The 24,484-nt window shown below is 59.6% G+C and carries 22 protein-coding genes; 6 read left to right on the top strand and 16 right to left on the bottom strand.

Annotation, left to right across the window (positions count from 1 at the left end):
* Positions 1–51: 51 nt before the first annotated feature.
* Positions 52–1,359, bottom strand: a complete 1,308-nt coding sequence (locus tag Q0I19_RS06315; protein ID WP_294758323.1) for a chloride channel protein — start codon at positions 1,357–1,359, stop codon at positions 52–54.
* Positions 1,360–1,603: 244 nt separating this feature from the next.
* Here Q0I19_RS06315 and Q0I19_RS06310 point away from each other — a divergent pair, with 244 nt between their 5' ends.
* Positions 1,604–3,118, top strand: a complete 1,515-nt coding sequence (locus tag Q0I19_RS06310) for a beta-glucuronidase (RefSeq protein WP_294758322.1) — start codon at positions 1,604–1,606, stop codon at positions 3,116–3,118.
* A gap of 92 nt (positions 3,119–3,210) precedes the next feature.
* Here the strand turns inward: Q0I19_RS06310 and nagA are convergent, their stop codons facing one another.
* From nagA to Q0I19_RS06285, 5 genes are all read right to left on the bottom strand, one after another.
* On the bottom strand, positions 3,211–4,338 hold the full coding sequence (gene nagA / locus Q0I19_RS06305) for an N-acetylglucosamine-6-phosphate deacetylase (protein WP_294758321.1): 1,128 nt from the start codon (positions 4,336–4,338) through the stop codon (positions 3,211–3,213).
* 20 nt (positions 4,339–4,358) lie between these two features.
* Positions 4,359–5,087, bottom strand: a complete 729-nt coding sequence (nagB, locus tag Q0I19_RS06300; protein WP_294758320.1) for a glucosamine-6-phosphate deaminase — start codon at positions 5,085–5,087, stop codon at positions 4,359–4,361.
* Between the two features lie 202 nt (positions 5,088–5,289).
* Positions 5,290–6,759: a PTS transporter subunit EIIC gene (locus Q0I19_RS06295; protein ID WP_294758319.1), complete on the bottom strand. Its 1,470-nt coding sequence runs from the start codon at positions 6,757–6,759 to the stop codon at positions 5,290–5,292.
* A gap of 602 nt (positions 6,760–7,361) precedes the next feature.
* Positions 7,362–8,924, bottom strand: a complete 1,563-nt coding sequence (locus Q0I19_RS06290; protein ID WP_294758318.1) for a putative PEP-binding protein — start codon at positions 8,922–8,924, stop codon at positions 7,362–7,364.
* Between the two features lie 21 nt (positions 8,925–8,945).
* On the bottom strand, positions 8,946–10,139 hold the full coding sequence (locus Q0I19_RS06285) for a patatin-like phospholipase family protein (RefSeq protein ID WP_294758316.1): 1,194 nt from the start codon (positions 10,137–10,139) through the stop codon (positions 8,946–8,948).
* A gap of 178 nt (positions 10,140–10,317) precedes the next feature.
* On the opposite strand from Q0I19_RS06285, the gene Q0I19_RS06280 reads away from it, so the two are divergent.
* Positions 10,318–11,247: a sugar phosphate nucleotidyltransferase gene (locus Q0I19_RS06280; RefSeq protein ID WP_294758315.1), complete on the top strand. Its 930-nt coding sequence runs from the start codon at positions 10,318–10,320 to the stop codon at positions 11,245–11,247.
* Positions 11,248–11,324: 77 nt separating this feature from the next.
* On the opposite strand, the gene Q0I19_RS06275 is transcribed toward Q0I19_RS06280, so the two are convergent.
* Entirely contained in the window at positions 11,325–12,026 is a 702-nt protein-coding gene (locus Q0I19_RS06275) for a uracil-DNA glycosylase (RefSeq protein ID WP_294758314.1), read from the bottom strand.
* Between the two features lie 312 nt (positions 12,027–12,338).
* Between Q0I19_RS06275 and Q0I19_RS06270 the strand changes: the two genes are divergently transcribed.
* Both Q0I19_RS06270 and Q0I19_RS06265 read left to right on the top strand, forming a co-directional pair.
* Positions 12,339–13,487, top strand: a complete 1,149-nt coding sequence (locus Q0I19_RS06270) for a hypothetical protein (RefSeq protein ID WP_294758313.1) — start codon at positions 12,339–12,341, stop codon at positions 13,485–13,487.
* A gap of 79 nt (positions 13,488–13,566) precedes the next feature.
* Positions 13,567–14,439: a YitT family protein gene (locus Q0I19_RS06265; protein WP_294758312.1), complete on the top strand. Its 873-nt coding sequence runs from the start codon at positions 13,567–13,569 to the stop codon at positions 14,437–14,439.
* Between the two features lie 60 nt (positions 14,440–14,499).
* Here Q0I19_RS06265 and Q0I19_RS06260 read toward each other — a convergent pair whose 3' ends face one another.
* From Q0I19_RS06260 to Q0I19_RS06220, 9 genes are read right to left on the bottom strand one after another with little or no spacing between them, the layout of a single operon-like run.
* The gene (locus Q0I19_RS06260; protein WP_294758311.1) at positions 14,500–14,958 is read right to left on the bottom strand and encodes a threonine/serine exporter family protein; all 459 of its coding nucleotides are present in this window, start codon (positions 14,956–14,958) and stop codon (positions 14,500–14,502) included.
* Entirely contained in the window at positions 14,955–15,731 is a 777-nt protein-coding gene (locus tag Q0I19_RS06255) for a threonine/serine exporter family protein (RefSeq protein ID WP_294758309.1), read from the bottom strand. Before Q0I19_RS06255 ends, Q0I19_RS06260 begins: the two co-directional genes overlap by 4 nt.
* Complete coding sequence (locus tag Q0I19_RS06250) at positions 15,724–16,485, bottom strand: acylneuraminate cytidylyltransferase family protein (protein WP_294758308.1); 762 nt, start codon at positions 16,483–16,485, stop codon at positions 15,724–15,726. Before Q0I19_RS06250 ends, Q0I19_RS06255 begins: the two co-directional genes overlap by 8 nt.
* A gap of 1 nt (position 16,486) precedes the next feature.
* The gene (locus Q0I19_RS06245; protein ID WP_294758307.1) at positions 16,487–17,434 is read right to left on the bottom strand and encodes a Gfo/Idh/MocA family oxidoreductase; all 948 of its coding nucleotides are present in this window, start codon (positions 17,432–17,434) and stop codon (positions 16,487–16,489) included.
* A 9-nt stretch (positions 17,435–17,443) separates the two neighbouring features.
* Entirely contained in the window at positions 17,444–18,418 is a 975-nt protein-coding gene (locus Q0I19_RS06240) for a Gfo/Idh/MocA family oxidoreductase (RefSeq protein WP_294758306.1), read from the bottom strand.
* On the bottom strand, positions 18,415–19,602 hold the full coding sequence (gene neuC, locus Q0I19_RS06235; RefSeq protein WP_294758305.1) for a UDP-N-acetylglucosamine 2-epimerase: 1,188 nt from the start codon (positions 19,600–19,602) through the stop codon (positions 18,415–18,417). Before neuC ends, Q0I19_RS06240 begins: the two co-directional genes overlap by 4 nt.
* A 9-nt stretch (positions 19,603–19,611) precedes the next feature.
* Complete coding sequence (gene neuB / locus Q0I19_RS06230; RefSeq protein WP_294758304.1) at positions 19,612–20,607, bottom strand: N-acetylneuraminate synthase; 996 nt, start codon at positions 20,605–20,607, stop codon at positions 19,612–19,614.
* 13 nt (positions 20,608–20,620) lie between these two features.
* Complete coding sequence (locus Q0I19_RS06225) at positions 20,621–21,670, bottom strand: nucleotidyltransferase family protein (protein WP_294758303.1); 1,050 nt, start codon at positions 21,668–21,670, stop codon at positions 20,621–20,623.
* 53 nt (positions 21,671–21,723) lie between these two features.
* On the bottom strand, positions 21,724–22,887 hold the full coding sequence (locus tag Q0I19_RS06220) for a LegC family aminotransferase (RefSeq protein ID WP_294758302.1): 1,164 nt from the start codon (positions 22,885–22,887) through the stop codon (positions 21,724–21,726).
* A gap of 213 nt (positions 22,888–23,100) precedes the next feature.
* On the opposite strand from Q0I19_RS06220, the gene rfbC reads away from it, so the two are divergent.
* Entirely contained in the window at positions 23,101–23,667 is a 567-nt protein-coding gene (rfbC, locus tag Q0I19_RS06215; protein ID WP_294758301.1) for a dTDP-4-dehydrorhamnose 3,5-epimerase, read from the top strand.
* A 9-nt stretch (positions 23,668–23,676) separates the two neighbouring features.
* Positions 23,677–24,474 carry an ABC transporter permease gene (locus tag Q0I19_RS06210; protein ID WP_294758300.1) on the top strand — a complete coding sequence of 266 codons (798 nt, stop codon included), beginning with the start codon at positions 23,677–23,679 and terminating at the stop codon, positions 24,472–24,474.
* Positions 24,475–24,484: the final 10 nt, after the last annotated feature.

The following is a 24,484-nucleotide window of genomic DNA, read 5'->3' as shown; positions in this document are numbered from 1 at the left end:
AATTTCAGAAACTCAGCAAAATAGTTGCGAAATGTACGCCGCAGTTTGCAATTATTTGCTTTCTGTATGCGCATCGCTGTGCGCTGTGTCCGACTCTGTCCAGATGCCGTGGATGCGCCGCACGCCGACGATGCGCAGCTTGGAGTGCATAAAATGCTGTTCGCGGTACAGGCTGAAATAGCTGGACAGCATATAGGAAACAGCACAGGCAAGCGCAAACAGTGGGACGCACCGCCCGCCGAATACCTCGATTGCCAGGCAGATGGAGGCCAGCGGGCTGTTGGTACAGCCGCAGAAAAGCGCGACCATGCCCAACGCGGCACCCAGCTGCGGCGGCAGACCCAGCAGCGGGGCTGCCACACAGCCAAAGGTCGCCCCCGTAAAGAAAATGGGGACGATCTCGCCGCCCTTAAAGCCTGCGCCCAACGTGAGGGCGGTGAACAGCATTTTTAAAAGGAAGGCGTAGGGCAGCGCCTGACCGTCGATGGCAGCCTCAATAACGGCAGCGCCGGCACCGTTGTAATCGGTCGTGCCGAGCAGCTTTGTCAAAGCCAGAATCAGCACACCGCCTGCCATAATGCGCAGATAGCGGTTGGGTAGATATTTTTTGTACAGCTTAGGTGCGATGTGCAGCAGCTCGCAAAAAAAGATGCTCAGCGCAGCCAGCAGCGCCCCCAGCACGATGACCCGCGCAAGGTTCAGCGGTGTGGCGGTAACCTCTGCCTGCAGGGAAAAGGCTTCGGGGGCAAGACCCATCCGACCGCTGATAAAAACACCTACCAGCGACGAAAGCAGGCAGGGCAGCAGCGCGGCGTACTGCATGGAGCCGACATCCACGACCTCCAAGGTAAAGATGGTGGCAGCCAGCGGTGTGCCGAAAACAGCAGAGAACGCGCCCGCCATACCGCACATAGTCATCAAGCGGCAGTCGCGGTGTTCCAGCCGCAGCACCTTGCCGAGATTGCCGGACACCGAGCCGCCCAGCAGCAGGGCAGCGCCCTCACGACCGCTGGAACCGCCGAACAGATGTGTTATGACGGTGGACACAAAAATCAGCGGCGCAGAACGCAGCTTTACGGGCTTGCGCTCCCGCACCGAGGTAAAGACCTGATTGACCGAGCCGCCGTCCGGGTCGAGATGCTCATACAAAAACACGATGCCAAGGCCCGCCACGGGCAGTAGGTACAGCAGCCACGGCTGCGCGGCGCGGGTGGCGTTGGCCCAATTTAAGGCCAGGCCAAACGCCGCACCCAGCGGCCCTACAACACAACCTACCAGCGCGGCCAGTGCCAGCCATTTGGCACAGACAAGCAGATACCCGACGGCACTGCGAAGATGACGGATGATTTTTTTCTTCATAAAACTCTCCCGAAAAAAGAAAAATGCGAGACTATTATAGTCTCTTTGCGGGAAAAACACAACAGCAAATATTGCGGCATTTCTCATAACACTGTGCCGCTGCGGCAGCGCGCAGACCTGCCAACAAATCGTAAAATAACACGCATTATCCGCAAAAAAATCCTTACAGGAGCCGCACGGCCTATGCTACAATGAAAGCAAGAAACAAAGGGCACGACAGCCCCGTAAAAAAGGAGAATGCACTATGGCACAATTCGTGAAACTGAACCCCGAAACGCTGCAGCAGCTGCGCGTGGTAGATGCGCGGCTGGTCTCTTACGATGTCGAGATGGCAGAGGTCACGGGCGGCACGTTCTGGAAAGCCTACACCCCCGCCCAGATTGCCGGCGAGGAAGAATTTGAACTGAAAAAGGGCACCGGCGGCCGGATGATGGACAAAAACGCCCTGATGCAGTATTATGACCCCATCAACCTCTACGACGAAAAGCTGCGCAAGCTTGCCAGGGAGATCGGCCCCGCCTGGGTGCGTGTCTCCGGCACCTGGGCCACCAAGACCTACTACGACTTTGACGGCCACACCGGCGGCACAGCCCCCGAAGGCTACGACGCCGTCCTGACCCGTGCGCAGTGGCTGGGCGTGCTGGATTTCTGCAAAGAGATCGGTGCCAAGCTGTTGATCAGCGTGGCCGACTGCGACGGCCTGCACCATGCCGATGCGCCCTGGAACCCCAGCCAGGCCGAGCAGATCTTTGCCCTGAGCAAGGAGTACGGTATGCCCATCGACGCGGCCGAGTTTGTCAACGAGCCGCACATGCTGGAAATCTCCGGCTGCCCCAAGGGCTACACCTCCGAGCTGTTCGCCAAGAACCACGACGTTTTTGCCCGCTGGCTGCGCGAGAATTATCCCGATTGCCTGCTGGTCGGCACCAGTGCCTCCGACGGTATGCCCGTCACCGATCCGACCTACAAGTCCGACAAGCCGGCGTTTAACTTCCTGCCCACCGTTCCGCTGGACAGCCTGATGCAGCCCATGCAGGAAAAGCTGGATGTGTTCAGCTACCACTACTACAACGGCGTTTCGGAGCGCCTGAAGGCCGTCATGCCGGCCAACTACTGGAAGCCTGACCGTGCCCTCAGCGAGGATTACCTGGCTGTGGCCGGAAATCTGGCACGTCTGCACGCTGAAAAGCGCGATACCTACTGCCCCGGTGCCCAGATGTGGGTCACCGAGTCCGGCGACGCAGGCGGCGGCGGTACGACCTGGGCCTCGACCTATCAGGATGTTTTCCGCACACTGAACGAGCTGGGTAGCTTCCCCACCGTGACAGACGGCATCATCTTCCACAACACGCTGGCGTCCAGCGACTACGGCTACCTGAGCCATACCGTCTTTGACCCGCGCCCCAACTACTTTGCCGTCCTGCTGTGGAACCGCATTATGGGCACCACCGTCTATGACGCTGCCGAGCCTATCCGCGAGGGTGCCCACGTTTACGCCCATTCCCGCGCCGACGGCAAGCCCGGCGCTGCCTACCTGGTCATCAACAACAGCAAGACCGACGCCACCACCGTCAGCCTGCCCAAGGCTGCCGAGGTCTATCAGCTTTCTGCCGAGACGCTGCGCGCTGACACAATGCTGTGCAACGGCAAACCGCTGGTTCTGGGCGAGGGCAACACCCTGCCCGAAATGGCCCCCGTCACCGCCCCTGCCGGCGAGCTGACCCTGCCGGCCGCAACCTGCACCTTTATCGTGCTGTAATTTCATAGGCAAAAGAACGCCCAAGGGCGGCTGCATTTCCGCAGCCGCCCTTGGGCGTTAAGCATACATTTTTGACGATAGGGGAGGGGGCATCAGACGATGCGGACACCCTTTTGGATAATGGCCTGAATGTTCAGCGCCTCGTCGACCAGAACTACATTGCCGTAGCGGCCGGCATCCAGGCTGCCGTAGTCGGCATCAATGCCGATGCTGCGGGCGGGGTTCAGGGTGGCGGCGCGAACGGCGCTTTCCAGCGGCACGCCCATATCCAGCACGGCGCGGCGCATACAGTCAAACAGGCAGGTGGCGCTGCCGGCAATGGTGCCGGGCTGCTCGGTCAGGGTGGCGCGGGGGCCTTTGACGGTGACAGCCTGGCCGCCCAGACTGTACTGGCCGTCAGGCAGACCGCAGGCCATCATGCTGTCGGCAATCAAAATCACATGGTCATCGCCGAAGGTGTTGAAGGTAAAGCGCACCATGGCGGGATGAATATGCACGTTGTCGGTGATCAGCTCAACCTCGGCACCCTCCTCCAACGCGGCAATGATGGGGCCGGGATTACGGTGGGTGATGCCGGGCATGGCGTTGTACAGGTGGGTCATGTGGCTGGCACCGGCGGCAAAGGCTGCCTTGGCGGTGTCGTAGTCGGTGCAGGTGTGGGCAATGGAAATGCGGACCTCATCATGACATTCCTTGATAAAGTCCAGGTTGCCCGGCTCCTCCGGCGCAACGTCCACCAGCTTGATCAGACCGCCGCTGCGCGCCTGCAAACGGCGGAACATCGCGGCATCGGCACCCATAACGTACTTGGGGTTCTGTGCGCCGACCTTTTTGGGGCTGATGTAAGGGCCTTCCATGTTGATGCCGACCAGATCGGCACCCTTGCCATTTTTGTGGGCGGCAGCCACGTCCATGATCCCGTTGAGGATCTCCTCGCTGAAGGTCATGGTGGCGGGGCAGATGGCCAACACGCCCTTGCTTGCCTCAAAGTCTGCAATGACCTGCAGACCGGCTTCGTCGGCGTCGCAGAAATCGTGACCGACTGCACCGTGGAAGTGGATATCCACAAGACCCGGCAGGGCGTAGGCACCCTTGGCGTCCACGACCTCCTCGTTTTCTAGTGCGGGCGCACCGAACACGATGCGGCCGTCACGGATGATCAGGTCTTTTTCCGCAAAGCGGCAGCCGTCGCTGAACACCTTGGCATTTTTGATAATCATAGCAGTCAAACCTCCTGCCTTCAGATCAGGCTGAGGGCTTCCTCGTCACCGACCAGAATGAAGTCGGGGTGCATCTGCAGGATGCTGGCGGGCACTTCGGGGGTAACGGGGCCGAAGAAAGCCTTCTTGACGATCTCGGCCTTGCCGGCACCGTTGGCAACCATCAGCACCTTGCGGGCCTGCATGATGGTCTTGATGCCCATGGTGTAAGCCTGTTTGGGAACCAGATCCTCGTTGCCGTCAAAGAAACGCTTGTTGGCCTCGATGGTCTCAGGCTTCAGGTCGACGCAGTGGGTGCCCAGCTCAAAAGCCTCGTTAGGCTCGTTAAAGCCGATGTGGCCGTCATGGCCGATGCCCAGCAGCTGCAGGTCAACGCCGCCGACATGCTTAATAACGGCGTCATAACGGGCACATTCGGCATCGGCGTCCATGTTGGTGCCGTCGGGCAGGTTGATGGCTTCGGGGCGGATGTTGACCAAATCGAACAGATTGCGGTGCATAAAGCTCCAGTAGCTTTCGGGGTGCTCCTTGGGCAGGCCGCGGTACTCGTCCAGGTTGACGGTGGTCACTTCCGAGAAGTCCACATCGCCCTTGTTGTACCATTCTACCAGCTGCTTGTAGGTGCCCACAGGGGTGCCGCCGGTGGCCAGACCCAGCACACAGTCGGGTTTCATGATGACCTGTGCGGAAATGATGTTGGCAGCCTTGCGGGACATGTCGTAGTAGTCCTTTGCGCGAATGATCTTCATAGTTACATACCTCCGGTTAATTTGGGTGTGCCAAATACTATAACTCTATTATACCACGTTGCGAAAAAAATAACAGGGGATACAGGCGAATTTTGTGCGGATTTGCCGTTTTGCGCATAAAAAAGCCGTGGGCGGGCTTAACGCCCGCCCACGGCGGTGTGTAAAGGGAACCAGACCTTTACGCAGATGCCGTAACTTCTTATTACAGCATCTTCTTCAGCTCGTCATAAACGAACTGAACCTTGGGTCCGATAACGACCTGGCAAGCGGTCTTGCTGGGGCGGATAACGCCTGCAGCACCGGCAGCCTTGACGGCCTTCTCGTTGACAGCAGTGCTGTCCTTGACCTCGAAGCGCAGACGGGTAGCGCAGTAGTCAACGTTGGCAACGTTGCCCTTGCCGCCGACAGCAGCCAGAACGCCGGAAGCGATGGCAGTGAAGTCGTTGTTGGCCAGGGTGATGTTGGCCTCGGCAGCCTCAGCGTCCTCATCCTCACGACCGGGGGTCTTCAGGTCGAACTTGGTGATGGCGATCTTAAAGACGAAGTAGAACACGACGAAGGCAGCGATGCCCAGAGGGATGATCATCCAGGTCTTAGCGGCAGCAGGCAGGCTGGCGGAGAAGATCAGGTCGGTAGCACCGGCGGAGAAGCAGAAGCCTGCACGGAAGCCGGAGTAGTAGGTGATGATGGTGAAGATGCCGTACAGAGCAGCATAAACAACATACAGGGGGAAGCAGAGGAACATGAAGCCGAACTCGAAGGGCTCGGTAACGCCGCAGACGAAGGCGCAGATAGCAGCGGAAACAACCAGACCGATAGCGGCCTTCTTGTTCTTAGCGGTCTGGACCATAGCCAGAGCAGCACCGGCAATGCCGAACATCATGCAGGGGAAGAAGCCGGACATGTACATGCCGAGGCTCCAGCCCACATCGGCGGAGGTTTCACCAGCCCAGTAGTGGCTCAGGTCGCCCAGGCCGATGGTGTCGAACCAGAACACGTTGTTCAGGGCGTGATGCAGACCGGTGGGGATCAGCAGACGGTTCAGGAAAGCGTAGATGCCGGCGCCGATGCCGCCCATCTTGGCAATGCCGTTGCCGAGGGCAACCAGAACGCCGAAGATGACGGGCCAGACGAACAGCAGAACGACGGAAACCACGATAGAAACGATGGCGGTCACGATAGCAACGCTGCGCTTGCCGCTGAAGAATGCCAGCCAGTCAGGCAGCTGGGTGTTCTTAAACTTGTTGTAGCAGGCAGCACCGATGATGGCGGCCAGGATGCCGATGAAAGAGTTGCCGGCGATCTTGCTGAAAGCAATGTAATCGACGGTGCCTTCTTCCAGCGTGCGGACAGCGCCGACAACGCCGGGGCTGAGCAGCTGCTGCATCATCAGGAAGCTGACCAGACCGGCCAGACCGGCAGTGCCGTCGTGGTCATCAGACAGACCCACAGCAGCGCCGATGGCGAACAGCCAAGCCATGTTGTCGATCAGGGCGCCACCGGCCTTGATCAGCAGGAAACCGAGAGTGTAAGCGAAACCGGAAGTTGCGCCCTCAGCACCCATAACAGCGGGAGCGAAAGCGTAACCGATGCCCATCAGGATACCGCAGACAGGCAGCGCAGCAACGGGAAGCATAAGAGCTTTACCGAGCTTTTGCAGATACTTCATCATAAAAGCATTCCTCCAAATTCATTCTCCAACGGAGCGTGGGTCAGCCTGGTTCAAACTGCCTCGCGCTTTGTTGTTTATATATTAACATATTCTTCATAAAAAAGAAAGTACCTTTTTCTGTTTCAGCGAAAAGCTGAAAAAATAGCACATTTATTGTGCAAAAGATAGAAAAAACGGACAAATCTGTCCGTTTTTTCTGATGATTCTCAAATTGGCATGAAAGTTTTTTTCTTGGCAATGGAGTATTGTTGCTTTTTTAACATAGCAGTCGTTTGCACTTTCTTGACGTGTATTATAACGATCTTGCGCGGCGGTTGGGATGTTGGTTGTTGTATCGGGGATATTGAGAACTTTCGGCAGGTTTGTAGGGAACGGTCTTGACCGTTCCGTGCTGCCTTGCCAAAAGCACGACACCGCGAGAAAACCACGCGCCATTCGGCGCGATTTTATGCGCTGCGCGCAGCCAGCGGTGCGGATGGGTCAAGACCCATCCCTACAAATGTCCCGGAAACGGACTTTTTCTACAGTCTGCGCGCAAGGCGCTACCTATTTATATATAGTATAAGGGCAGGAACCAGGCTCTTTTCGGCTGGCAGAAAAGGTTATTCTGCCTCCAGCAGCAGCTTTTTCAGCGGCAGCAGGGCGGCAGGCTCGACGCAGAAATTATGTATGCCCATCGACAGGTAGGCAGTCAGCCGGCGGTAGTTTTCAACGGTGATACCGCACAGGTAGACGGTAACGCTGTGGGCAATAGCTGTTTGCAGTACGCTGCGGACAAGCCGCTGCACGGCGGGCTCGGCAATGCGTGGCGCAGCCTCGGCGGCGTCCTTCAAGCCCAGTGTGTAGCGGGTCAGGTCCTCGATATCAATGGCCAGCAGCTGGGCACCGTGGTCGATCAAATCGGCGGCCATGACAGCGGCGGAGGGGCGGTCGATGATGCAGCCCATGGGCGGCACAATGGTCTCTATGCCTTCGGACTTGAGTTGGGCGCGGCAGGCGGTGACCTCGCGGCAGCAATCGTCCCAGGCGGAGACACCGTCCAGACGGGGGAACATGATGCGCAGATCACCCTCCCCGGCTGCGCGCAGCAGAGCACGGATCTGGGGGCGGGACACCCGCCTGCCGTCCAGGCGCTGCTGTACCTCGGCGCTCCAGGGGGCGTCGTCGTCGGCGGCAGGGTTGCAGGTGCGCACGGCCAGTATGGCACCGTCGGCAGAGCGCAGACGGGTGCGCAGCAGGTCCAGCTGGCGTTCCTCCGAGCTGCCGTTCAAAATCGTGGATTCGGTGCGCAGGATACCGATGCCCGCCGCACCCTGCGGCATAAGCGGGCCGCAGCTGGCGTTGGGGGAGATGTTGTCCGAAATCAGCAGCCGAAATGCCGTGCCGCTTTTGGTCAGGCAGGGCAGGGCGGCCACGGGGTCGGGCGTGCGGCCATGCAGGCGGCGCACGGCAATTTTGCAGTCGGTCTGTGCCACCTGAAAACCGTCCGGCTCTATGACCAAACGGCCGACACTGCCGTCGGCGTCCAGAATGGCGCGGTGCCCTACGGCCAGTGCGGCCGTGCCGTCGCCCAGCTGTACGACCGACGGAATGCCCAGACCGCGCGCCATGATGGCAGCATGGCTGACGGTGCTGTCCTTGTCGCTGGCAAGGCCCAGAATCATGCGTCGGTCAATGGTAAACAGGTCGCTGGGGAAAAACCGATCCGCCACCAAAATGCTGGGGCGGGTCAGATGCAAGCGGCGGCGCGGGCGGCCGTCCAGAATATCCACCACACGCTGGCAGACATCGCAGACGTCGACGCTGCGCTCGCGGATGTACTCATCGTCCACGTCGCGCAGGCGCTTGGCAAAAATCTGCTCGGCACGCTCAACGGCGGCAGCCCCGCCGGCCCCGGCGGCAATGTAGTCACCGATCTCGTTGGTGAAGGATTCATCTTCCAGCAGGGCAATTTGAAACAGCAGAATGTCTGCGTCCGGCCCTTTGGCGCGCTGGCTCAAACGGCGCAGCTCGTCCTTGGCCAGCACCACGGCAACATCGTACAGGGCGCGCTCGCGAAACGGGTCGCACACAATGCGGTGCAGCCCGGTCGTGCCGTGGTCGATCATCTCGACCGGGCCGAGCACCAGGCCCGGAGACGCCGATACACCGGAAAATGTATACATAAATTTCCCTCCTTGCGGCGGTTACAAAAACGAAAGGTTGGCCAGCGTGTGGCTGACCAGTGCGGTGACGAATTCCTCCGGCACCGCTGCGGCGATGGCACGTTCGGCCACGGTCTCGGTGCGTTCCTTGCCGTCCCACAGGTCGGCAAAACGGTCGGCGGGGTCCTTGTCAAAGCTGCCCATAAAGGTGGCGGCCAACAGCTTGGGGGTGTAGGGCAGGTCGGCAGGCACACCCACGCGCTCGGCGGCCAGTTCCAGCGGGGCCAGTGCGCCGCGGGTGGGGGCACTGGGGTTGGGCGCGTAGGGGGCAGGGTAGTTCATGCGCTGACGGGCGGTCTTTTCAAACAGAGAAAATTCCGGCGCGTGGGCGCAGACGTCGGCCAGGCAGCGCTGGTAGCGGTCGGCAAAGCGTGCCAAAAATCCGTCAGAGTCGGGCATAATGGCGTAAGCTGTGCCGCCGTAGCGGCCAAACAGGCGCATGGTGTCTAAATAGCCCAGGGCAATGTTGCGCTCGGCGCGTGCGGGGTCAAAATCCAGCGTGGGGCCAAGGTTCCAGTGGCTGCGTATGATTTTTGTGGGCAGGCCGGTCGTGTTGGGGCGGACAATGCCCACGCCGTCAATGTCCACAGCGAGCAGTTCCTCGGCGCCCATGTCCTTGGCCAGGTCCAGCGGCATATTGTCGCGCCAGCCGCCGTCGATGTATTTTACGCCGTCGATCTCACGCGGGCGCAGCGCGGGAAAACACGCGCTGGACGCCAGCAGGTAGTCCTTCAGCTTGCCGTCGGGGATCTCGTCAATGGGGCAGCGGATGCTGCGCATCGTGCCCAGCTCGGTCATGACCAGACCAAACCGAATGGGGGAGTGCCGCGCCGCGTCCTCGTCAATATAGCGGTCGATGGTTTCGCCCAGCGGTTCGACGTTCAGGCCGCCGCTGCGCACCACATCCATAAAAAAGCTGTACAGGGCGTCCTTTTCGGTGGTGGCGGGCAGTTCCAGCACATCGTGCAGCTCCATGCTGCGCCAGATGTCCTCGGCCTCCTGCACCTTGCCCATCGTGAACAAAAGGCCGTTCAGTGCGCCGACGCTGGCCCCTGTAATGATATCCGGCGTCCAACCCAGCTGCTGCAAAGCGCGGTAGACGCCCACGTGGTAGCTTCCCTTGGCGCCGCCGCCGGCCAGCACCAGCGCGCGGACGGGAGCAGAGTTCTCTTTCATTGGCTTACCTCCTGGTACATACAGACATTATAGCATATTTATGCGGGATATACCACAGTATTTTGACAGGTACTTGCAAGGAATTTGAAAAAGTAGTATAGTAAAACTATACTGCAAGGCAGACGGAGAACCATCGGCCCTGCGGTGCGACCATATCATTGTATGAGGGAGAATCATCATGAATACAAAGCCTATTTTGGTAGTTATGGCAGCCGGCATGGGCAGCCGTTACGGCGGCCTCAAGCAAATTGACCCGGTTGGGCCTTCGGGGGAGGCAATCCTCGACTACAGCCTGTACGATGCCCGCCGCGCCGGTTTTGAGACGGTGGTGTTCATCATCAAGCACGAGATCGAGCAGGCTTTTAAGGAGGCTGTGGGCGCCCGCGCCCTGCGCGCCGGGTTTGAGGTGCGCTACGCCTACCAGCAGCTGGACAAACTGCCCGAAGGGTTCACCGTGCCGGAGGGCCGCGTCAAGCCCTGGGGTACCGCCCACGCCATTCTGGTGGCCGAGGAGGCCATCGGGGACGCTCCCTTTGCGGTCATCAATGCCGACGACTACTACGGCCCGCAGGGGTTCCGACTGGTGTACGACTACCTGTGCAGCCACGCCGACGGCGACCGCTTTGCCTGGAGCATGGTAGGCTTTTTGCTGAAAAACACCGTCAGCGCCAACGGCAGCGTCAGCCGCGGTGTCTGTGTCACCGATGCGGCGGGCAACCTGTCCAGCGTGACCGAGCGCACCTGCATTGCCCCCTATGCGGGCGGCATCCACTACAGCGAGGACGGCGGCGAGACCTGGACAGATTTGGACGAAAACTCTGTTGTGTCGATGAATTTGTGGGGCTTTACCCCCGCCTATGTGGCGCAGGCCAAGGCAGGCTTTGCCGAGTTCCTGCGCGAGAATCTGCCCGTCAACCCGCTGAAATGCGAGTATTACCTGCCCAGCGTGGTCACGGCAGCCTTGCAGGACGGCAAGGCCGATGTCCGCGTGCTGACCAGCACCGACAAGTGGCATGGCATCACCTACCGCGAGGACAAGCCCGAGTTGGTGGCCGCCCTGCAGCAGATGAGCGCACAGGGTCTGTACCCGACGGATCGGCTGTTCTGAGCTTCCCCAAAACAGAAAGGCGCAGCCCCGGCGGGCTGCGCCTTTTGTATAAGCAAGACACGGAAAATGCCCGGCACTTACACCTGCCAGCGAATTTCCGGCTGCCCGTTCTCCCGCAAAAAATCATTGACCTTGCCAAACGGGTCGGAACCGAAAAACCCGCGGTACGCCGAAAGCGGGCTGGGGTGTGCCGATTCCAGCACCAGTATGGGGCGGTGTGCGGCGGCTGCACGGAAAATCGGTGCGTACTTCTGTGCGGGCTTGCCCCACAAAACGGCAGCCAGCGGGGTGTCGGCATCGGCCAGCGCATACTCCAGCGCTGCGCGGGTAAAGGTTTCCCAGCCGTGCTTGGCGTGGGAAAAGGCCACGCCCTGCTCCACCGTCAGCACGGTGTTCAAAAGCAGCACGCCCTGCGCGGCCCAGGGGGTCAGGTCGGTGTGGGCGGCGCAGCCCTCGCCGTAGACGGATTCCAACTCCCTAAAAATATTGCGCAGGCTCGGCGGGGCCTTGCAGCCCTCCGGCACCGAGAAGGAAAGCCCCATCGCCTGGCCCGGCTCGTGGTAGGGGTCCTGCCCCAGAATCACGGCACGGACTTGGTTCGGCGGGCAGGCGCGGAATGCCGCAAAAATATTTTCCGGTGCGGGATACACGGTGGTGCGCTCGGCAGCGGCCGTCACAAAGGCGTCCAGCTCGGCAAAATAGGGCAGGGCGCGCTGGGCATCAAAAAAAGGCTGCCAGCCGCCGGCGGGCAGGGCATCCAGCTGTTGGGTCAAAAGCATAAAAACCTCCCGAAAGTTGTGTGTTGCCTTAGGCAACACCACACAATTCCCGCCTTACGGCTTAAGCACCGCTTCGGCGGCTGCGGCGCGGCATCTGCGTTGCCAAAATGCTCGATAAGACATCCAGTATTATCTGCGCTTTTGGCTTAGCAGCTGCCGCACCTCGCTCGCCGTATCGGCACTTAGAATTATGCGGTATTGCCTTAGTATACCATACTGCATCGGGGCTTGCAATGTGCGGCAAAAAGCGGTATAATAAAAAACAATGACGGCACGCGCCGCACAACTTACTGTAAAGGGAGAACCGATCCTATGCGTTCTATCAAAACCAAAGTATTCAGTCTGGCCATGGCGGGCGGTATGCTGCTGGCATTGGCCGGCTGCAACATGAGCGCCCCGTCCACCGTGGGCAATATAGGCGGGGTGGAGATCCCGTCCGGCCTGTACCTGCTGATGCAGTACAACGCCTACAACACCGCCGCCTCCAAGGCGACCCTGCCCGAAGGCAAGAAAACCAGTGACGTCAAGGCCGTGCTGAAGGCCGAATGCACCGGTACCATCGGGGACGAGGAAGTCACCGCCAGCGGTGCCGAGTACATCCAAAAGCTGACCGACCGTTCGATGGAATACTACGCTGCCGTGGAAAAAACCTTTGCGGAGCTGGGCGGCGAACTGGACGCCGACACGCTGGACAGCGTCGCCTCCAACCTGGACAGCCTGTGGGATACCAACGCCAAAATCTATGAGGCCAACGGCATCGGCCGTGCCAGTGTGGAAAGCTACCTGCTCAACGCCCAGAAGGCCAAGCAGATCCTGGAGCTGACCTACGGCGAGAACGGCACCACCCCCGTGACCGAGGATGACTACAAGACTTACATCACCGACAACTGCTACTACATCGAAAGCGTGCAGCTGCCGCTGATCAACTACACGAACTACAGCGCGGCCACCGACGAGCAAAAGACCGCCGTCAGCGAGATCGCAGAAAAATGCCGCGCCGATCTGAGCGAGAAGGCCATCGGTGACAGCGCCGCCGCCACGCAGGTGTACACCGCCGCCATGACCTATGCCCCGCAGGCTATGGAAGCCTTGGGCGGCACGATGGAGTCCTCTCAGGCTGTTTACTATGGCGCCAGCCAGCTGTTCACCCCCAGTGACCTGTCCGGCTATGCCAACAGCGAGGACGGCACCAACAAGCTGACCGACCCGCTGGACGCCGCCAAAATCGGTGAGTGGGTCACCATTGACCTGGGCAGCTCCATCCTTGTGGCCCGCCGCCTGGATCCCCTCAAGACCGGTGCCTCCGTCAGCGAGATGGTCAAGACCTACGACCTGCTGACCGCCATGAAGAGCACCGATATGCAAAATGAGCTGTATGCCGCCGGTGCTGCGCTTGAGCACAATTTGGATGCCTCGGCCGTCAAGACCTACGCAGCCTCCAAAATCAAAAAGAACGTCTGATTTCGCAACACAACACATCAGCCGGGAGCATTACCCAATGCCCCCGGCTTTTTGAATCTGCAAGAAAAGAGGAACGCACATGACGAAGAACAAATGGGTCAACCTTCTGTTGGAGGCCATCGGCTGCTTTATCTCGGCCCTGGGCATTTACAGCTTTGCCGTGGCGGCGGGGGTGCCGGTCACCGGCGTTACGGGCATCTGCGCCATTTTATACCGCCTGTTCGGGCTGCCCATCGGTATCGCTACCATTGTGCTGAACATCCCTATTGTGCTGTTCAGCTATAAAAAACTCGGTCGTGCGTTCTTTTTGCGCAGCCTGTTCTGCATGGTCATGTTTGCCGTCTACACCGATACCATCCTGACGCACCTGCCTGTCTATCAGGGCGACCGCCTGCTGGCGACCATCTGCGGCGGCGTGATCGGCGGCATCGGCGATGCACTGATCTACATGCAGAACGCCAGCACCGGAGGCCTGGATTTCGTCACCATGGCCATCAAGGTCAAGCACCCGCATCTGCCCTTCGGCAACCTGACCTTTGCGGCGGCGCTGGCGGTCATCGTGCTCAACGGCATTGTGTTCCACGACGTGGACTCGGTCATTTACGGTCTGCTGTTCAACTACCTTGTGGCGACGGTCATCAACAAGGTGATGTTCGGCTTTGCGTCCTCGATGCTGGCGCTCATCGTCACCGACAACGGCAAGGCCGCCTGTGAGGAGATCGACCGCGTGGCGGATCGCGGCTCCACCATTCTGCACGGTCAGGGCGGCTTTAACGGCGCCCCCAAGGACGTTGTGCTCTGCGCGTGCTCCAACAAGCAGCTGTATGAAATCGAGCAGGCGATGAAGCAGCTGGACCCCCACTGCTTTATCATCATGCTGCAATCCAACGAGGTTCACGGCGAGGGGTTCCGCCGCCTGGAACTGGGCAAAACCGAGGAAAAGAAGGCGTAACCGCGCCCCGCATACAGAAAAAGTCCCGAAACCGTCAGTTTCGGGACTTTTGTTTTACCGTTATTTTTGCGTTGTGTGGTTTTGCGGCAAAGGGATACTGCACACCAGCGCAATGCCCAGGGCCAGTGCCAGGGCAATTTTCAGCGTTTCCACACCTGCGTTGGCAAACAGGGCGCGGTCGTCCTGCAAAAAGTAGTAGGCCGTGTTGTAGATACCCGCGCCGGGCACCAGCGGAAAGATCCCGCTGAGCAAAAACACCGTGAGGGGTGCCTTGTGGCGTATCGCAAAGACGCGCGCCAGCGCCGCCAGCGGCAGGGTGGCAACCAGCACTGAAACGGGGGCGGTACAGTGCAGCAGGTTCAGGCACAGCAGGTAGACGATCCAGCCCACCGCGCCGGTCAGCCCGCAGGCCAGATAATGCCGCCGCGGCACATGAAAGCTAATGCCAAAGCTGACCACCGAAATCACTGCCACCACAAAATGGCACAGGTAATGCAGCAGGGCAGCGGGCAGGCTCATACCGTCACCCCCAATCCCCGGGCGGCAAGCCACGCTATGGCAACGCCGCAGGCAATGCTGCCCGCAACCAGCACGGCATCCAGCAACCGGATCGAGCCGGAAAGATAATCGGCGTTCAAAATATCGCGGATGCCCATCGTCAGGGCAACGCCGGGGGTCAGCACCATCAACGCGCCGATAATGGCAAAGTTGACCTGCAGCCCCGGCAAAAGCAACAGGCGCATCGAAATGGCGCAAGCCGTGGCAACGGCAGCCGCCACAATGATGGTGAAAATGCGGTTGATCTTGTGGGCAGAAAGCTGCTGCGAAACCACCACTTCCAGATAGCCCGCCATACCCGCTACCAGCGCCTCCGTCAGCCCGCCGCCAAACAGATAGCCAAAGCAGGCGGCCCCCACGGCACCCGCCAGCCGCAGTACGCGGGGCAGGGCAGGGGGCAGGGCGCGGGCATCGCGCAGACGCTGCTCTGCCTGCTCCAAATTCAGCTTACCGGCAGCCAACTCGCGGGAAAGCTCGTTCACGGCCTCCACGCGGCCCAGGTGAATGGACACCAGCGGCACATGGCGGGTCAGCGAATCGTTGCGATCCCCCATGTGGGCCGACGCAAAAATGCCGTTGGTCACCACATACACGTCAAAATCCCCTACGCCCAGGCTTTTGGCCATGATCTCCATCGTCTGCTGTACGCGGAACACCTCGCTGCCGTTTTCCAGCAGAGTCTGCCCGGCGTCCAGCACCAGAGAGAGCGAACGTGCAAACATGACATTATCCACGGATATTCTCCCGTACAGCGTTGAATTCGGGATAATGGGCGTACAGGTGGGCGGCGATGGCCTCCATCAGCAGGTAGTCGTGCTCCGAGTCGATGTCAATGATGCCGGTGTCCATCATGACGCTGATGCCGATTTTGCCGCGCCAGAGGATGCCGTCGGTGTTGTTGGCCAAAAAGTCGCGCTTAAAGACATAAATCGACGCATTGACGTCATATACGTCGGGTGCCTGCTGGCGGCCTGTGAACTCGCTCTTGCAGACGCATTCCACATGGTCGTCCACGGTCTTGACCATGTTGAACCACGGGTTGCGGCGCGCCTCGCAGACGCTGAAGACCAGATCCAGATCCTGCCGTTCCTGCTTGGCCGCAAAGGCGTTTTCGATATCGGCGGCGGTGCGCAGCGGGCTGGTGATGTCCAGGTCCATGTGCCAGTCATAAGGCTGCCCGGCGCGCTGCTCCATGCGGCGCAGGCTGTCCTGATACACCGCCATCTTGGGCACACGGTCGCCGCCCAGCTCCTCGCCGCGCGGCAGATACACGACCTCAGGGTACTGTGTCAGAACCAGCTTGGCCAGATCCTCGCTGTCGGTGTTCAGGGCAATGTCTACGCTCAGTTCGGGGTGGTTTTTGACAAACAATTCGGCGGCGCTCAAGGAATAATACACCAGCGGCTTGCCGCAGAAAACCTTCAGGTTTTTATTTTTGAAGCCCTTGCTGCCTGCGCGGCCGCAGATGGTGATCAACAAACGGTTCATGTTACAGTTCCCCCAATGTCAGTTTCAAAATTTGCAGGGCCAGTTCGGGTGGGTTGCAGCTGACGCGCTCCCCGCCCAGGGCATAGTCCACAAAGTAGTCCATCTCGCGCTCGTAGCGGCGGTTGACGTCCTCCTCATAATGCTCAATGGTGCCGTCGGGCAGGGTCAGCGTACCGGCGCCGAAATCCGCCAGATAACTGCCGTCCGGGCAGAAAAGCTCCAGCTTGCGGCGGTAGCCGCGGCCGAAATAATCCAGATGCACCTCCGCCAAAAGGTGGGGGTAGCGGGCAATATACATCGATATATCGTCAGAATTTATTTCCAACTCCGAGTAATGCCCCTTGAAATTGTATAGCTGCTCCGGTATGCCGAACAAATCTGCCAAATAATCCCACTCGTGGATCAGGTCAATGGTCACGCCGCCGCCCAATTCCTTGCGGGCGCTGTACACCGTGCGGTAGTCCACACCGGGCCGCCAGTCGGGCAGGTAGCTGGAGCAGATGACCCGCGCACAGTAGGGGTGCAGGTCAGGCAGACGCTCCTTGACAGCCTGCATAACGCCGCACCAGCGCATGGGGGCGGCCACATAGGCTTTTTGCCCTTCGGGCAGATAGTCGGCGGGGTCAAGGGCAGTCTGCTCGGCAGAAAACAGCGGTTTTTCGATAAAAAGCGCTTCGCCGCGCCCGTACACCGTGCGCAGGGCGTCGGCGTGCAGGCTGGTGGGGTTGGTGATAAAAATCAAATCGTAACGCGGTGCAGCGTCGCGGATGTCGGCAAACTGGCGGTGCAGCAGCTCGGCAACGCCGTCCCGCAGGGGGCGGGCAGGGTCGCTGCGCAAAGCGTCGGCCTGCAGCGTCCAGCCGCGGTCGCCGCAAAGGTTGGCAAGGTTTTTCAGGTGACGGGTGCCGATGGAACCCAGCCCCACAAACAGGGCAGTCAAAGTACGCATAGCTCCCCCTTATGCCTGCTCGGCCTTGTCCATCAGGGCAATGGCGGCCAGGTCCTTTTCAAAGCTCCAGCGGGGGGTCTCGGTGCCCTGCAGAACGCCGAAAAAGTTCGTCAATTCGTCCACATAGGCGTTTTCTACAATGTTGTCGCTGTAACGGCTGTCGTGCTCAAAGCTGGTGTAGGTGTCCACAAACTGCTTGTCGCCGTCGCGGAACTCGTACAGCGCCTTGGGGTTGCCCTCCCAGAAAAGATGCAGCCCATCGCCGAAGCACTCAAAGCTGCGCACCGCCTTGCGGCTGACCACATCGGCGGCCAGCACACCCTGCACGCCGTTTTTGTGGCGCAGCAGCAGGGTCACGCAGTCGGGGTAGGGCAGCCCCAGATCGCTCAGGGTGTCCTTCATCACGGTGACGGATTCCACCTCACCGAAGGCGTCCAGCAGCCACGGCAGGTCAATGCCGAAAATCTCGCGCACACCGCCGGTGCGCACGTTGCCGACAAAGAAATTCTTGTAGTTCTCCCAGGGGTGCCAGTCGGGCAGGTACTGCCCGATGTGGTAAATGTAATGCACCGGCTTGCCGAACTGCTGCACCTGCGCCTTGATGTACTGCGTTTCGCGGCGGTACAGCATGGTGCTGGACAAAAACAGCGGCAGGTTTTTCTCGGCGGCCTTGGCCATGTTCTCGGCGTAGCCGTCGCTGACAAGGTTCAGCTCGGTAAAAACGGGCAAATTGCAGTCGAGCAGTTCGCTGATAATGGCTGCGTGGGTCAGCGGCGCGGTGCAGACCAGAGCGGCGTCGGGGTGCAGGGCGGCAGCCTCGGCAATGGTGGCGCAGGTTTCGTCCGCCAGCTGCAGGGCGGCGGCCTCCTTGCGGCGCTCCTCGGAGGTGTCTACGCCGATGATTTGCGTGGCAGCGTCAATTCCTTTGCACAGGCGGGCGCGGCGCTTGCCCATGCTGCCCAAACCGACGATCAAAAGTTTCATAGGTCGATCTTCCTTTCGGGGTCAAAGTGCGGCACGGGGCCGTCGTAAAAGCTCTTGGGGGCAGAAAAATCAAAGTTTTGCAGCACAGCGCAGATTTTCGCGCTGGTGTCGCCGCCGTTGTAGGGGCTTTTGGCCGTGGCGGCAATGGCGGCAAACTCCGGCGAAAGCGCCCTGCGCATCGTTTCGGCAATGGCATCGGCATCGGGGGTGCAGCCCAGCACGTTGGCGCACACAATGCGCCCTGCCTGCCGCTTGCCGATGTTGACGGTGGGCACACGGAAGGTCGGCGTTTCCACCACGCCGGAGGAGGAGTTGCCCGCCACCAGCGACGCATACTGCATGGCCGAAAGATACCGCTGCAGCCCCAGGTTCTGCACAAAGGCGGCGCGGTCGGGGTGGGCGGCGGCAAAGGCGCGCAGCGTGTCGGAGCATACCTGCCCGCCCGCGTCGGCGTTGGAGCCGGTCATCAGCCAAAAGATCCCCGTTACGGATTCCATCGCGCGGCAAAGCGCTTGGCTCTGCGCCGCGGGGGAGCCAGCATCGGCGCTGGTTTCGGGGTGGTAGGTCACCAGCGCAAAGGGCTGCATCAGGGCAAAGCCGGTGGATTCGCAAAGTGCCTCCCGGCTCAACTTGGGCAGGGTGCGGATGTTTTCGTCCCCCAGCCCGCCCACGCAAAACACGCGGTCGGGTGCTTCGCCCAGCCGTACCAGGCGGGCGGCGCTGTCGGCGCAGGAGGCAAAATGCACCGCCGCCATCTTGCTGATGCAGTGGCGGTAGTACTCATCGGCGGCGCCCAGGGTCACATCCCCGCCGGAAATATGGGCAATGGGGATATGCCGCGCCGCAGCCGCCGTGGCTGCGGCAAAAATCTCAAAGCGGTCGCCCAGTACCAGCAGGCAGTCGGGGCGGTTTTGGGCAAAATATTCGTCAAACACCGTCAGCGTGCGGGCGATGGTCTGCGCCACAGGCTCGGCGGCATCGTCGGTAAAAATGGGCAGACGGGCATCAATGGCAAAGCCGTCCTTCTCAATTTCGGTCACCGTCAGCCCTAACCGTGGGCAAAGGTGCGCCCCCGTCACGACCAGCCGCAGCCGCAAATCGGCGCTTGCCGCCAATTTTTGCACGACAGGACGCAGTAAACCGTATTCCGCGCGGGTGGCGGTAACAACACAAATGCTGCGCATAGTTTCCCCTTACAGTTCGATTTTTTCGTCCTCGGCAAAGGCGCGCTTGGCCTTTTGTCCCAGGACGTCATGCCAGCGCATGGGGCTTACGCCGTCGCCGGGGCGCTTGGTGGTCAGGTTTTCCTCGGTGAAAACCTCGCCCTCGGCGATGGGGCGGGCGGCCACGATGCTCTTGCGGGCAATGGCCTTGTTGGGGGCTTCGCTTGCGGTCAGGTGCTTGTGGCCGTCGCCCAGGGCGGCCTCCACATGGCGCACGGCCTGTACCATGGCGGCGAACTCGGTGGGGTCTAAGCTGGCCTGTTGGTCGGGGCCGGGCAGGGTCTTATCCAGCGTAAAGTGCTTTTCAATGACCTGCGCGCCCAAAACCGTCGCGGCTACGTCACATTCCCAGCCGGGCGTATGGTCGGACAAGCCCACCGGCAGGCCGAACTGCTCAAACAGCTCCAGCATGGCGGTCAGGTTGGCGTCCTCGTAGGGGGTGGGGTATTGGGTGTTGCAGTGCAGCACGGTGGCCTCGGGGCAGCCGCCCTCGTCCAAAACGGCCAGTGCATCGGTGATCTCATTCAGATTGCTCATGCCGGTGGAAAGCAGCACGGGGGTGTGCAGCTTGGCGACCTCCTCCAGATACGGCAGGTTGGTGATTTCGCCGGAAGGGATCTTCAGCAGCGGCAGGTTCAGCGTACCCAAAAACCGCACGCTGGGGATGTCAAATGCGGCCGACAGGTACTGTATGCCGATGGAATCGCAGTATTCCTTCAGCTCACGGTGCGCCTCAAAGGAAAAATGCAGCTTGCGGATCATCTCCAGCTGGCTCTCGGCAGCGTCGGTGGTCTGTTTCTGGTACTCGGCCTTCTCGGCAAATTTGCTGACGACAAGCTCCGGCACGGCGGTCTGGTATTTTACAATGTCGGCGCCGCACGCCTTGGCAACGCGCGCCATCTCCTTGGCCATTTCCAGGCTGCCGTTGTGGTTGACGCCGGCCTCGGCAATGATTGTGACAGGCATAATAAACCTCCCGTTACTGTTGATTTTCCAGCTTGCGGCGCATTTTTTCCAGCTCCTCAAGTTGGCCCATGTCCATCCAGCTGCTCTCGCTGATGGGGTATACCCCCACCTTTTCCCCGGCCAAGCGGTAGCGCTCGATCACATCGGGGAAACCGATCTTCTCGCCGTCGCGCATTTCCTGCACAACGCGCGGCTCCACCACATACACGCCGGTGTTGGTCAAAAAGTCCAGTTCGGGCTTTTCGCGCATGGCGGCAATGCCGCCGTCCTCGCCCAGCTCCACCACGCCGTAGGGAACTGTGTAGTGCTTAAAAGCACATACCATCGTAACTAAGTTGCCGTGGGATTTGTGGTAGGCGTACAAATCACCGAAATCCACGTCCAACAGGGTGTCACAGTTGGTAAAAAAGAAGGGGCTGTTGATTTTGCCCTTCAACAGGCACAGGCCGCCGCCGGTGCCCATAAAGACTTCCTCGTCGGCGAAATCAACCTGATAATCCTTTTCCAGTTCGTTGAAATAGCTCTTGATCATGCCGCGCTTGTAGTTCACGATCATCGTAAACTCGTGGCAGCCAAAGCTGCGAAAACGATCCATGATCAGCTCGGCGATCGGCTGTTCGCCCACAGGGATCAGCGGCTTGGGCAAAATTTTGGTGTAGGGGTACAGCCGGGTGCCAAGGCCGCCCGCCATCATCACAACGGGGATATCCACTCGCTTGCGATTGTCCACATCGAGGCCGTGGGCAAATACGATATCCGCAATGTGTCCGCGCTTGTCCAAAATGGGCAGCGCGTCGATGCAGTGGCGCTGCAGCATCTCCCGTGCCCTGCCGCGCTCGGCCACGGGCAGACTCAGCGGGTGGTAGTTGGCAGCTTTGTCCACGGTCTGGTCGGGCGTGCCGCCGCGCAGGAAAAACTTGCGGATATCCCCATCCGTCACTACGGCCTGCAATTCGCCGTGGGGCGCAATAAACAGGATGCGCTGGCCGGTCTCGTCCAATTTGCGCAGAGAGTCCAGCACGGTGGAGGTGGGTTCAATAAACAATTCTTCGACTTTCAGCAAGGGTTTGTCCCCCTAAAAATTATTTTTTGGGCCAGTATTTTTTGGGTCAGATGTTACAGGGCCAAAACGGCATCAATGACGCGGTCGCAGTCCTCCATGCTCAGGTTGGTGGAGCAGGGCAGGTTGACGATATGCTTGCGGTAATCCAGCGCCTTGTCCAACGCATAGGCTTCGTTGCGGGGGTAATCGGCCTGCTCGTGGATCAGCGCCCACACGGGGCGGGTCTGGATACCCTGCGCCTGCAGCTTTTCAATAACTTCATCGCGGTCAAGGGCAAAATCCTTCACATACAGGCTGAAGAACCAGTGGTTGGAGCGGGTGCAGTCCTCGCGGAAGGGCAGGATGCGCAGCCCCTTGACGCCGTCCAGCTTTTCGACATAGTGGTCGTACAGCGCCTTTTTGTGGGCGATAAAGCCTTCCAGCCGTTCCAGCTGGGCAATGCCCAGGCAGGCCTGCACGTTGGTCATGCGGTAGTTATAGCCGACTTCATCGTGCAAAAATTGCAGCAGGTCGGTCTTGGCCTGGGTCGAAAGATGCTTGGCATGCTCGGCCCAATCGGGGTGGTTGGACACGACCGCACCGCCCGCGCCTGTGGTGATGATTTTGTTGCCGTTAAAGCTGTAGCAGCCGATATCGCCCACGGTGCCCGCAAACCTGCCCGCAAATTTACCGGCGGTAAAGCGGGTGCCCAGGGCCTCGGTGGCGTCCTCGATCAAAATCAGATGGTACTTCTCTGCAATCTCGGTCAGGCGTTCCATGTCGCCCAGGTTGCCGAAAACATGCACGACCTCCAGCGCCTTGACATGGGCACCGGTGGCTTTGTTGTACAGCTTGCCGCCGCGCATTTCGCAGTGCTCGGCACAGAATTTCTCCACGGCATCGGGGTCGATGCAAAGCGAGTCGTCGCAGCCGATAAAAATCGGCTCTGCCCCCACATAGCGGGTTAGCGGGTTGACGGCGGCAATAAAAGTCAGCGTGGGTACGATAACTTCATCCCCGCGGGTGATGCCCGCAGCCATGGCGGCCAGGTGCAGCGCGCTGGAACCGGCGTTGCAGGCCACGGCGCGGGGCATATGTACATAGTCAGCCAGAGCTTGCTCAAATTCGGTGACCTTGCCGCCGCTGGTGGACACCCACCCGGAGGTAATGGCCTCACCGGCCAGCTCGGCCTCGCGCGGGCCGAAATTCGGAACGGAAAGGGGAATAAAACGGGACATAGAAAAGCCTCCTATACAGGGTACGCCGTTGCGCGTACTTACACTTACAATAATACGTTTACATTATACCGCAGTTGGGGCAATACGGCAAGGGGCAAATCGTCAAAGCGCGGGGTAGATTTTACCCCTTGCCCAACACGGCAAATTGGAGTATAATGTATGCTATATATGTATGCAAATAATTATGACCAGGCTATACAGGAGGAAAAAACCATGGGTAAATTTAACTTTATCAAGACCGACATTCCCGAAGTCCAAATCATCGAGCCGACCGTTTTCGGTGACGACCGCGGCTATTTTATGGAGACCTACCAAATCGACGAGTTCGCTGCCGCCGGCATCGACAAGCCCTTTGTGCAGGATAACCAGAGCCGTTCTTCCAAGGGCGTGCTGCGCGGGCTGCATTTCCAGAAACAGCACACGCAGGGCAAGCTGGTGCGCGTGACGCTGGGCGAGGTTTTTGACGTCGCTGTCGACTGCCGCCCCCACAGCGCGACCTTCGGCAAATGGGTGGGCGCGACCCTCTCGGCCGAGAATAAGCGTATGCTCTGGATTCCCGAAGGCTTTGCCCATGGCTTTGTGGTTTTGAGCGATGTAGCGGAATTTACCTACAAGTGCACCGACGTGTACGACCCCACGGCCGAGGGCGGCATCCCCTACAACGACCCCACCGTCAACGTGCAGTGGCCCGACTGCGGCTGCGAGCATAAGACCAGCGCCAAGGACAAGGAGCACACCCCCTTTGCCGAACAGAAGTTTGAATATTTTGAAAAATACTAAGGAGCTGCCGTGCAAAGACTGAAAAATACCTGGGCGGGATTTTGGAAATACCGCTACCTTTTGCAAAACCTCATCACCCGTGACTTCAAGCTCAAATACCGCCGCAGCGTCCTGGGCGTTGCGTGGAGCGTGCTCAACCCGCTGCTGACCTGCCTGGTCATGTGGGCTGTGTTCGGTGCGCTGTTCAATGCGCGCGGGCAGGGGATCGAGGATTTCCCCCTGTTTCTGATCATCGGCCAGCTGGTGTTCAACTTCTTCCGCGAATCTACCTCCATGGCCATGGAAAGTGTGCTGAAAAACGGCCCGCTGCTGCGCAAGGTTTACATACCTAAGTATATTTTCCCGCTGGAAAAATGCTGCTTTGCGCTGGTCAATTTTGCTTTCAGCCTGGTGGCACTGCTGATCGTGGCGCTGCTGACCCTTTCGCACATTTCCTTTGCCACCGTGCTTCTGGCGGTGTATCCCATCGCCATGCTGTTTGTGTTCAGCCTCGGCGTTGGGCTTATCTTGTCCACCCTGTATGTGTTTGTGCGCGATATCATGCACATTTGGGAGGTTTTCTGCACACTGCTGGTCTACGCCAGCGCCATCTTCTATGACCCCACCCAGATGGAGGGCTGGATGCAGAGCATCATCAACCTGAACCCCATCTACTGGTACATCACCTCGGTGCGTTCCTGCGTGATGTGGGGCCGCGGCCTTACCTTAAATATGGTGCTGGTGCCCTTTGTCTGCGCCGCCGTCAGCCTGGGCCTGGGCGTGTATGTGTTCCGCAAGAGCCAGGACAAGTTCGTTTTGTATATGTAAGGAGAAACGC

Origin of the sequence: uncultured Gemmiger sp., from assembly GCF_934561205.1 — a bacterium.
Taxonomy (GTDB): domain Bacteria; phylum Bacillota; class Clostridia; order Oscillospirales; family Ruminococcaceae; genus Gemmiger.
This window is presented reverse-complemented; position numbering and strand designations above follow the sequence as displayed.

Excerpts from the sequence above, each read along its gene's own strand:
- Q0I19_RS06315 (WP_294758323.1), bottom strand. The coding sequence starts at position 1,359 with ATGAAGAAAAAAATCATCCGTCATCTTCGCAGTGCCGTCGGGTATCTG.
- Q0I19_RS06310 (WP_294758322.1), top strand. The coding sequence starts at position 1,604 with ATGGCACAATTCGTGAAACTGAACCCCGAAACGCTGCAGCAGCTGCGC.
- nagA (WP_294758321.1), bottom strand. The coding sequence starts at position 4,338 with ATGATTATCAAAAATGCCAAGGTGTTCAGCGACGGCTGCCGCTTTGCG.
- nagB (WP_294758320.1), bottom strand. The coding sequence starts at position 5,087 with ATGAAGATCATTCGCGCAAAGGACTACTACGACATGTCCCGCAAGGCT.
- Q0I19_RS06295 (WP_294758319.1), bottom strand. The coding sequence starts at position 6,759 with ATGATGAAGTATCTGCAAAAGCTCGGTAAAGCTCTTATGCTTCCCGTT.
- Q0I19_RS06290 (WP_294758318.1), bottom strand. The coding sequence starts at position 8,924 with ATGTATACATTTTCCGGTGTATCGGCGTCTCCGGGCCTGGTGCTCGGC.
- Q0I19_RS06285 (WP_294758316.1), bottom strand. The coding sequence starts at position 10,139 with ATGAAAGAGAACTCTGCTCCCGTCCGCGCGCTGGTGCTGGCCGGCGGC.
- Q0I19_RS06280 (WP_294758315.1), top strand. The coding sequence starts at position 10,318 with ATGAATACAAAGCCTATTTTGGTAGTTATGGCAGCCGGCATGGGCAGC.
- Q0I19_RS06275 (WP_294758314.1), bottom strand. The coding sequence starts at position 12,026 with ATGCTTTTGACCCAACAGCTGGATGCCCTGCCCGCCGGCGGCTGGCAG.
- Q0I19_RS06270 (WP_294758313.1), top strand. The coding sequence starts at position 12,339 with ATGCGTTCTATCAAAACCAAAGTATTCAGTCTGGCCATGGCGGGCGGT.
- Q0I19_RS06265 (WP_294758312.1), top strand. The coding sequence starts at position 13,567 with ATGACGAAGAACAAATGGGTCAACCTTCTGTTGGAGGCCATCGGCTGC.
- Q0I19_RS06260 (WP_294758311.1), bottom strand. The coding sequence starts at position 14,958 with ATGAGCCTGCCCGCTGCCCTGCTGCATTACCTGTGCCATTTTGTGGTG.
- Q0I19_RS06250 (WP_294758308.1), bottom strand. The coding sequence starts at position 16,485 with ATGAACCGTTTGTTGATCACCATCTGCGGCCGCGCAGGCAGCAAGGGC.
- Q0I19_RS06245 (WP_294758307.1), bottom strand. The coding sequence starts at position 17,434 with ATGCGTACTTTGACTGCCCTGTTTGTGGGGCTGGGTTCCATCGGCACC.
- Q0I19_RS06240 (WP_294758306.1), bottom strand. The coding sequence starts at position 18,418 with ATGAAACTTTTGATCGTCGGTTTGGGCAGCATGGGCAAGCGCCGCGCC.
- neuC (WP_294758305.1), bottom strand. The coding sequence starts at position 19,602 with ATGCGCAGCATTTGTGTTGTTACCGCCACCCGCGCGGAATACGGTTTA.
- neuB (WP_294758304.1), bottom strand. The coding sequence starts at position 20,607 with ATGCCTGTCACAATCATTGCCGAGGCCGGCGTCAACCACAACGGCAGC.
- Q0I19_RS06220 (WP_294758302.1), bottom strand. The coding sequence starts at position 22,887 with ATGTCCCGTTTTATTCCCCTTTCCGTTCCGAATTTCGGCCCGCGCGAG.
- rfbC (WP_294758301.1), top strand. The coding sequence starts at position 23,101 with ATGGGTAAATTTAACTTTATCAAGACCGACATTCCCGAAGTCCAAATC.